The organism is Providencia sp. JGM181 (assembly GCF_018257375.1).
In the GTDB taxonomy this organism is placed as follows: Bacteria; Pseudomonadota; Gammaproteobacteria; order Enterobacterales; family Enterobacteriaceae; genus Providencia; species Providencia lanzhouensis.
In genome coordinates, this window is the sequence record NZ_JAERJY010000157.1 from 1 (window position 1) to 7,959 (window position 7,959).

Below are 7,959 nucleotides of genomic sequence, written 5' to 3' on the forward strand. Positions count from 1 at the left end.
CCTATCTTAATCCCTATTTCACCCCCGAAGTATCATCCTCTGATGCGGCGGTTTGGGTGTTTTTTAAACTTTTATTTTTGCATTATCGGCATTTGAACTACACTAAAAATAAGAGCACAGAAGCAGTATTGGATGGTGGTCAGTGTTATTAAGGGGGTGGACTATGAAACGTTTATCTTTATTAACTACTGTAGTGGCAATCTTCATTTCGAGTTGTTCTTTTGCAAGTAATATCAACCCATCTTCAGGAGGTACAGTTTCATTTGGTGGTTATATCTATGAGCCTCAGTGTGAAGTCAATATCGTGAATCAAACCCATGCAAATGTGGATTGTTATCGTAATGGTAAAACAGTCACTGCATCAGGTTCATTGAAAAATGGTAAAAAAATCGAATCCGAGTATGTCAAAGTTGAATATGACAAACACAGTAAATTACCTATGTTAAACGTGACTTATGAATAAGTTAATTGAAGATCTAATAAGCATAATATTTCGGGGAGCTGCCATTTACTCTTAAGTTTAAACTCCCCGAACTTTATTTCTATATTAATCCGCTTTTGTTATCACATAGCCAGTCAGCTATTTTTCTGTTCTTCTATGCACCTTTCCGCCATGATGCTTTCCATAATCTTTTTTTCATACGAATGTCATCGAATATACATTTCTATGAAAAAAAGCCTGACACAAGTGACAGGCTTTCGGTTATCAATATTTTATGACTGCTATTACTTAGCGGTTAAATCAACTTGGTAAATAGCAAAACCGATATCGTCAGTACCCACTTTTTTCATTGGATATTGAGCATGTTGCTGAATAAACTCGGCAGCCTTTTCACTTGGTGAAGTTTCAAAACGTACATCGAGTTTTTTATCGGTTTTAATTGGCGTGAAGGACCAGTTATTATCCGCCTTCGAAACCACTTCGCCTTTTTCTTTAGACACTTTAGCGATATAAGCCGCTAAAATTGCACGGTTTTCATCTGGTGAAGCAAATGCAATATGCGCATCACCAGTACCTGCAAATTTACCGCCGTAACCACGATAGTTATTAGTCGCGATTAAGAATGCCGCTTTAGGATCGATTGGTTTGCCTTGGTAAGTCACATTTTTGATACGATTTGCATCTTTATTCACCACTTGGCAATCGGTGTCATATTTAGCTGGCTGAGTCAGGTCAATTTGGTAATTCACACCACTAATGGTGTCAAAGTTATAGGTTCTGAAACCATCCCAGTTGATCAGGCTTTGTGGCTTAGTTGATTGTGCATCAATTTGGTTGAACATGCCCGCAGAGCACTCTAACCATTCAACCACATCCGCACCTGTTGCTTTTACTACCACTAAGGTATTTGGATAGAGATATAAGTCCGCCGCATTACGGAAAGTTAAATCCCCTTTCTCCACTTCAACAAACTCAGAAGGCGCATTTTTACGTCCACCGGCTTTGAATGGTGCCGCTGCGGCCAATACTGGTAAATCAGCTAAATCTGGGTCGCCTTGGATAAAGTTACGGGTGTAATCCATCTGAGCATCATTCACAATCTGAACCGTTGGATCGCTTTGAACTAATGCCAAATAGCTGTACATGTTTTCAGAGGCTTTACCAATCAGTTTACCCACGAAATCACGGGTACCTTGATGCTGCTCTTGGATGATTTTCACGAGTGATTCATCGCGCTCAACCAGTGCTTTCTTATTGGCTTTATCATAAACAGGGCGGGCATGGGCTTGAGCTTCAACCACTTTCCAATCGCCGCTGTCATTGTTAACCACCAAATCAACCACGCCTAAATGATCACCCCACTGTCCTGGCATAACTGCTGGAATGCCGTTGACTGTGCCTTTGGCAACATCGACGCCTTTAATATCAGCAAATTCTTTACTTGGGAACACACCGTGAGAGTGACCAAACATAATGGCGTTGATACCCGGGACTTCACTGAGATAGTACACAGAGTTTTCTGCCATCGCTTTGTATGGCTCTTGTGAGAATCCTGAGTGAGGAATTGCCACAATCAGGTCAGCGCCCTCTTTCTTCATTTGCGGCACAAACTTTTTAGCGGTTTCAGTGATGTCATTCACCTTCACTTTGCCTTCTAAGTTTGGTTTATCCCAAATCATGATTTGTGGCGGAACAAAGCCGATATAACCGACTTTAATGGTATGTGTTTTACCATCACGGTCTTTTACCGGAGTATCAACAATAATGTACGGTTTGAAGTAGTTTTCACCGGTTTTAGCATCAACGATATTGGCGTTGACGTAAGGGAATTTCGCGCCTGCAATGGCTTGTTTCAGGTAATCTAAACCAAAGTTGAATTCGTGGTTACCAAAGTTACCGACGGTGTAGCCCATGGTGTTCATTAAGCTATGAGCAGGGTGAGATTCTCCCTCTTTTAAGCCTTTGTTCGCCATATAGTCAGCCAGTGGGCTGCCTTGGATTAAGTCCCCGTTATCTACGAGGATAGCGTTGGTGGCTTCATTTTTCGCGGCTTTGATTAATGTCGCAGTACGTACTAGGCCAAATTGTTCAGTAGATTTGTCTTTGTAGTAGTCGAAGTCAATGAGGTTGCTGTGTACATCGGATGTTTCCATGACACGCAAGTCAACCGTGGCAGCGTTGGCATTAAATGCCACCAGCAGTGCCAACGATGAAAGTTTTAGAGCCTTTTTCACGTTAAATCCCCTTTGTTGCCTTTTGAGAGAATGCCTCTCATAAAGTCCAGATTCATTTCATGGTTATTGGTCAAGAACCCAACCATACCCGAAATTGAGCCTGTCACTGTGTGTTGGATATCAAGTTTTAATGATAATGCCTGCAAACAGTAACCATTTTTTGTGACTAAATCACGGTTTTAGTCCATTTATGAATCCCGACTTTTATATAGCTCACAAAAATAGATTTATCCGATAAAAATCACCGCTATTATTTGAGTTATCGATAAAACCCGCTATTCCCCGAATAACTCACCAACACTCACTTTATAAGTAGACAAATCCACCAGCTCATTTTCACTTTTGCCCTTCTTTTGCTTTTGCCTTGCTTTTATCTTTTGCCTTTTTTAACTCTAGAACATGCTCTAAATAATTCGCGTTGTGGCAAGGCGGCAAGGGAGGCTAAGCCCTAGGAGCATACATAAGTATGTGACTAGGGCTAGAGAGAGCAGCTAACAACGTCATGGGGCAAATTAGGAAGAGCATAGCCAGGCCGCCCCCCGCACCCCACTCGAATCCCCATGCTCCGCCTTCCTGATTGGCGTATCAAACTCCCTACCAAACACCCATTGACGAATTTTTTCTGGCAAATTTTCATAGAGCTCATCGACGTTGCTCATTCCGCCCCCTAACACTATGACGTCTGGGTCTAGCATGTTGACGGCTTGTGCTAACGCTTTTGCTAGACGATTTTGGTAATGTTCAAAGGCTTTTATCGCGTGTTTATTGCCGTTTCGCGCCAATTGAATAATTTCGGTGCCTGTTTTGGATTCTCCGGCCAGTTTTTTGTAATCCGCCATAAATCCCGTACCGGAGACAAATTGCTCTGTACAGCCACTCAGCCCGCAATAACATTTTTCGTCAGCCAGAAATAGTCGGTCTTGGTCATCTTGCCATGGCAAAGGGTTGTGTCCCCATTCGCCTGCGACGCCATTTCCACCAGAATGAACTTGCCCATTAATGGCGATTCCAGCCCCACAACCCGTTCCAATGATCACGGCAAACACCACTTTAGCGCCTGCCCCTGCGCCATCAACGGCTTCTGAAACAGCAAGACAATTGGCATCATTGGCCATTTTCACTGGACGACCTAAACATTGAGCAAGGTCTTTATCGAATGGTTGTCCGTTTAACCACGTGGAATTGGCATTTTTCACTTTTCCCGTCACTGGAGAAAGTGTTCCAGGGATCCCTAAACCCACACTTCCAACTTGACCCGTTGCCGCTTCCGCCTCATCAACTAAATGCTTAATTGCATCGAGAGTGCCTTGATAATCACCTCGTGGCGTTGGCATACGCTGACGAAATAGAATATTGCCACCATCATCCAGCGCGACCACTTCAATTTTTGTACCGCCTAAATCAATCCCTATTCTCATAATGGCACTCACTTATTATCTATTTTTCATTTAATTGCCTGCTTACATTATTAGACGACCTTTATAGAAAGTAAAACACCGCAAAATGGCGGGCATTTTTTTTCGCTTAATAACGGACAATTCGCTATCATGTCCGCCTTGCTAAACATGTTTTTAATGACAAAGGTAGGTTTTTCATGTGGTTCAAGAATATATTGGTCTATCGCCTGAATCGGGATTTGGCACTCTCCGCGGATGATCTGGAAAGACAACTTGCGCCGCTAGCTTATACCCCTTGTGGAAGCCAAGACATGATGAAAACGGGCTGGGTGCCGCCAATGCGTGGCGCAGATGCACTCACCCATGCTGCAAATAACCAAATTCTTATTTGTGCCAAGAAAGAAGATAAAATGCTGCCATCCCCCGTGATCAAGCAAGCATTACAAGAGAAAATTGAAAAATTAGAAGCGGACCAAGGTCGCCAACTGAAAAAAACTGAAAAAGCCTCGCTAAAAGATGAAGTGGTTCATGATTTACTTCCGCGTGCATTCAGTAAATTCAGCAAAACCTACATTTGGATTGATACCGTTAATCAGCTAATTATTGTTGATGCCGCTAGTGCTAAGCGTGCCGAAGATAATTTAGCGTTATTACGTAAAAGCTTAGGCTCGCTTCCTGTTGTTCCCCTGACCTTTAAAGACCCAATTGAGTTAACCCTGACTGAATGGGTGCGTTCTGGTGCATTACCTCAAGGTTTTGCCGCTATGGATGAAGCGGAATTAAAAGCGATTTTAGAAGAAGGCGGGATCATCCGTTGTAAGAAACAAAACCTAATTTCTGACGAAATTGCCACCCATATTGAAGCTGGCAAATTAGTCACTAAATTATCGTTAGATTGGGAAGAGCGCGTTCAGTTTATGCTGTCAGATGATGGCTCCCTGAAGAAACTGAAATTCAGTGAAAAACTAAAAGAACAAAATGACGATATTCCTAAAGAAGATTTCGCTCAGAAATTTGATGCTGATTATATTCTGATGACAGGCGAACTCAGTGCCTTAATCGCTCGCCTAATTGATGTTCTGGGCGGTGAAGCCGAACATTAATATTATTTAGCTTTTTATCCTAACTTCACGATGGCAACGGGCATTTACGCAAGTTGCCATTTTCTTTTTAGACCCCGCTTGCATAGCCACAATTAAGTCATTGACTGCCTCCTCGATCTCTGGTTGATTAAATTACATCCATGTAACAAATCAGTAGCAATTTTGATTATTCAATAATAACAACTCAAGCAGCTTCCTCGTGAAGCTTTGGTCAATATTCGAGCGAAGGAATGGTTATGATAGAGTTCATCGAGCCAGAAGTGGATGAAAATTCCGTTGTCTCCTTGCAGAAGGTAACAGCTGAAAACTTTTCGGAAATCTGTTTACTGAGCCATACACTCAGTGAAGCACAGCGTAGCATGGTGGCAGATAATGCCTATTCCATGGTTGAGGCGCAATTCTCTGACTGTGCTTGGTATCGAGGCATTTATGCGGATGATATCCCTGTAGGATTCATTATGCTGCATTCTGGGCTAGATGATGATGAGCTTGAATACGATGGCATTATGCTATGGCGATTTATGATAGCCGAGCCTTACCAAAAATTAGGATTTGGTCGTGAAGCATTAATTCAGGTGATCCGTTACTTGAAAAAGAAAGGTTACCCACGGCTGTATAATAGTTGTGGTGAAGGAGAAGAGAGCCCATTTGAGTTTTACCAAAAACTTGGCTTTATTCCGACTGGCGGTTATATCGATGACGAGTGTGAATTAGTGCTGGATCTTGCTAGCTGGCAGGACATTGAAGAATAAATACTGAAAAAGGCGGGGTTTCCCCGCCTTTTTCAGGCTTCTATTTCTGAATTAAATAGCGGATAGTTGGACCATCCTGTTGAATATCCAACACTTTATAACCATAGTTTTTGGCATCTAAAGGGATATTATTGATAGATTGCGGGCAATCACTCACCACCTCTAATATCTCTCCAGGTTTTAACGATGGCATCGCTTCTAACGTCGCAACCGCAGGGTATGGGCAAGGTTCGCCCACCATATCTAATCGATAATCCGGTACTATTTCTTTATGGCTCATGCGGCCTCCATGAAAGTATTCGCCAGTTTTTGGGCACGTTTACGGAAGAAATATTTTTCCCATACCAGCATCAAAATAAATGCAATGGCTAATAAAGCGTATGTGACGAGCAAGCCGCCTTCCGGACCAAATGTCTCTAGCAAGTTCACTTTGTCAAAGTCTGTAGCCAGCCATGGACCTAAATCATCCCAGTAATACGCTAAGATAGTCGCACCGATAATGTTACCGAAACCAACCCACCAGTAATGAACTTGACCTTCAACGGCACGGTACATCCAACCAGTTTCACAACCACCCGCTAAGACAATACCAAAACCGAATAGTAATCCACCAATCACGGCATTTGGACCTGCCCACATAATCTTAGGTGTCGCGCCCAATTGCACATAACTAAAAATACCTATTGCACTGACCGCCATACCAATGATAATCGCTTTCGCCATATGAGTACGACCAGTGATCCATAAATCACGAAACGCGGAGGTAAAACAAATTTGAGCGCGTTCAATCAGTAAACCAAAACCAATCCCACATAAGATAGCAAAGCCCATGACTGGTGCATCCAGCAGTGTATAAAAGCCCCACGCAAGTGCGACAGCAAAGATAGCCATGCCTAATTTAAAGCGTTTTTTAGCTGTATTCGGATTTTGAGTTAATGGCGATGCTGTTGAGACTTTTTTCAATTTTACCGCAATACGGAACATTGGCAGCAGGGTGAATTTAGCTCCGAAGTAAGAGCCGACCGCAGTCGCTACAGCAAAGAACCAAGCGTGTAACGAGAATTGTGGAATACCTGTAAAGAATGCGGCTAAGTTACATCCCATCGCTAGACGAGCGCCGAATCCAGCAATGATCCCACCGAGGATGGCTTGAAAAATTCGAACCCGATGCTGCGGCATACGAATTTTGACATTATTTGCCCAAAGTGCCGCGGCAAAACAGCCAGCAAACATACCGATAATCATCACGCCATCAATTCGATCAAGTGGCGAACCTTGAAAACCAATAACTTTGAAATAGCCCCATTCTTCTGGATGCGCACCAAATAGCTGCATGATATGCCCGCCCCAGCGAGTAAACTCACCGGTTACAGCCCAAAAAGTACCTGTTAAACCAAAATAATAAGTCGATAAGATACCTGCCGCAATCACCGCAGGTAACGGTTTCCAAAAACCGATGAGATAGTGAGATTTAAACTCAGACCAAGTCATTTTTACTTCCAGAATGTTTCAAGCCAGTACCTGGCAAAGAATTTCGCTGTTGTATGATGTGTTGCTACATGGTGTATAGCTAAATGCCCCACAGCGAAGAGGTGCACATCATACTCTGATACTTTTTATCATTAAATAATAAATTATGAATACTCTCAGAAAGATTGATTTAACCACATGCTTAATCACACAGCATATCACCGATTCTTCACATAAATTCTGAGGGTACAGTTGATGCTTGAAAGATAAATAAATATGCATAAAAAAAACGCCATCTTAATGATGGCGCATGGAAGTATAGTCTTATCTTATTTATAGAGGAGTATAATATGAAATATTTTTATTACATCATTTTGCTGTGTGTCGTCTAAAGTCAGCCCATTTGACTTCAGTAATAACATCCAAACTTACTTCTAACAACTGAACATCGTACACTCGAGTATGATTGATTATATTTATTTTTAATATAAAGCCTAATCAAACAGCAACTAGTACTTTATTTATTCCCTAGCATTAGTAAATTGAAAAATAAAAAACTCG

At 42.1% G+C, this 7,959-nt stretch carries 7 protein-coding genes; 3 read left to right on the forward strand and 4 right to left on the reverse strand.

What is annotated here, in order from left to right; genetic code table 11:
• Nucleotides 1-163 precede the first annotated feature (163 nt).
• Nucleotides 164-463, forward strand: coding sequence for a type 1 fimbrial protein (locus JK188_RS15280; RefSeq protein ID WP_154637598.1), 300 nt, complete (start codon nucleotides 164-166; stop codon nucleotides 461-463).
• A gap of 263 nt (nucleotides 464-726) precedes the next feature.
• On the opposite strand, the gene JK188_RS15285 is transcribed toward JK188_RS15280, so the two are convergent.
• Both JK188_RS15285 and mak read right to left on the reverse strand, forming a co-directional pair.
• Complete coding sequence (locus JK188_RS15285; protein ID WP_181478013.1) at nucleotides 727-2,676, reverse strand: bifunctional 2',3'-cyclic-nucleotide 2'-phosphodiesterase/3'-nucleotidase; 1,950 nt, start codon at nucleotides 2,674-2,676, stop codon at nucleotides 727-729.
• A gap of 512 nt (nucleotides 2,677-3,188) precedes the next feature.
• On the reverse strand, nucleotides 3,189-4,094 hold the full coding sequence (gene mak, locus JK188_RS15290; protein WP_211886678.1) for a fructokinase: 906 nt from the start codon (nucleotides 4,092-4,094) through the stop codon (nucleotides 3,189-3,191).
• A 176-nt stretch (nucleotides 4,095-4,270) separates the two neighbouring features.
• On the opposite strand from mak, the gene rdgC reads away from it, so the two are divergent.
• Nucleotides 4,271-5,176 carry a recombination-associated protein RdgC gene (gene rdgC / locus JK188_RS15295; RefSeq protein ID WP_211886680.1) on the forward strand — a complete coding sequence of 302 codons (906 nt, stop codon included), beginning with the start codon at nucleotides 4,271-4,273 and terminating at the stop codon, nucleotides 5,174-5,176.
• 236 nt (nucleotides 5,177-5,412) lie between these two features.
• Nucleotides 5,413-5,928: a GNAT family N-acetyltransferase gene (locus JK188_RS15300; protein WP_211886682.1), complete on the forward strand. Its 516-nt coding sequence runs from the start codon at nucleotides 5,413-5,415 to the stop codon at nucleotides 5,926-5,928.
• A 40-nt stretch (nucleotides 5,929-5,968) separates the two neighbouring features.
• Here JK188_RS15300 and yedF read toward each other — a convergent pair whose 3' ends face one another.
• Nucleotides 5,969-6,208: a sulfurtransferase-like selenium metabolism protein YedF gene (gene yedF / locus JK188_RS15305; protein WP_006657165.1), complete on the reverse strand. Its 240-nt coding sequence runs from the start codon at nucleotides 6,206-6,208 to the stop codon at nucleotides 5,969-5,971.
• Complete coding sequence (gene yedE / locus JK188_RS15310; protein ID WP_211886684.1) at nucleotides 6,205-7,419, reverse strand: selenium metabolism membrane protein YedE/FdhT; 1,215 nt, start codon at nucleotides 7,417-7,419, stop codon at nucleotides 6,205-6,207. The genes yedF and yedE overlap by 4 nt, the downstream gene beginning before the upstream one ends.
• Nucleotides 7,420-7,959: the final 540 nt, after the last annotated feature.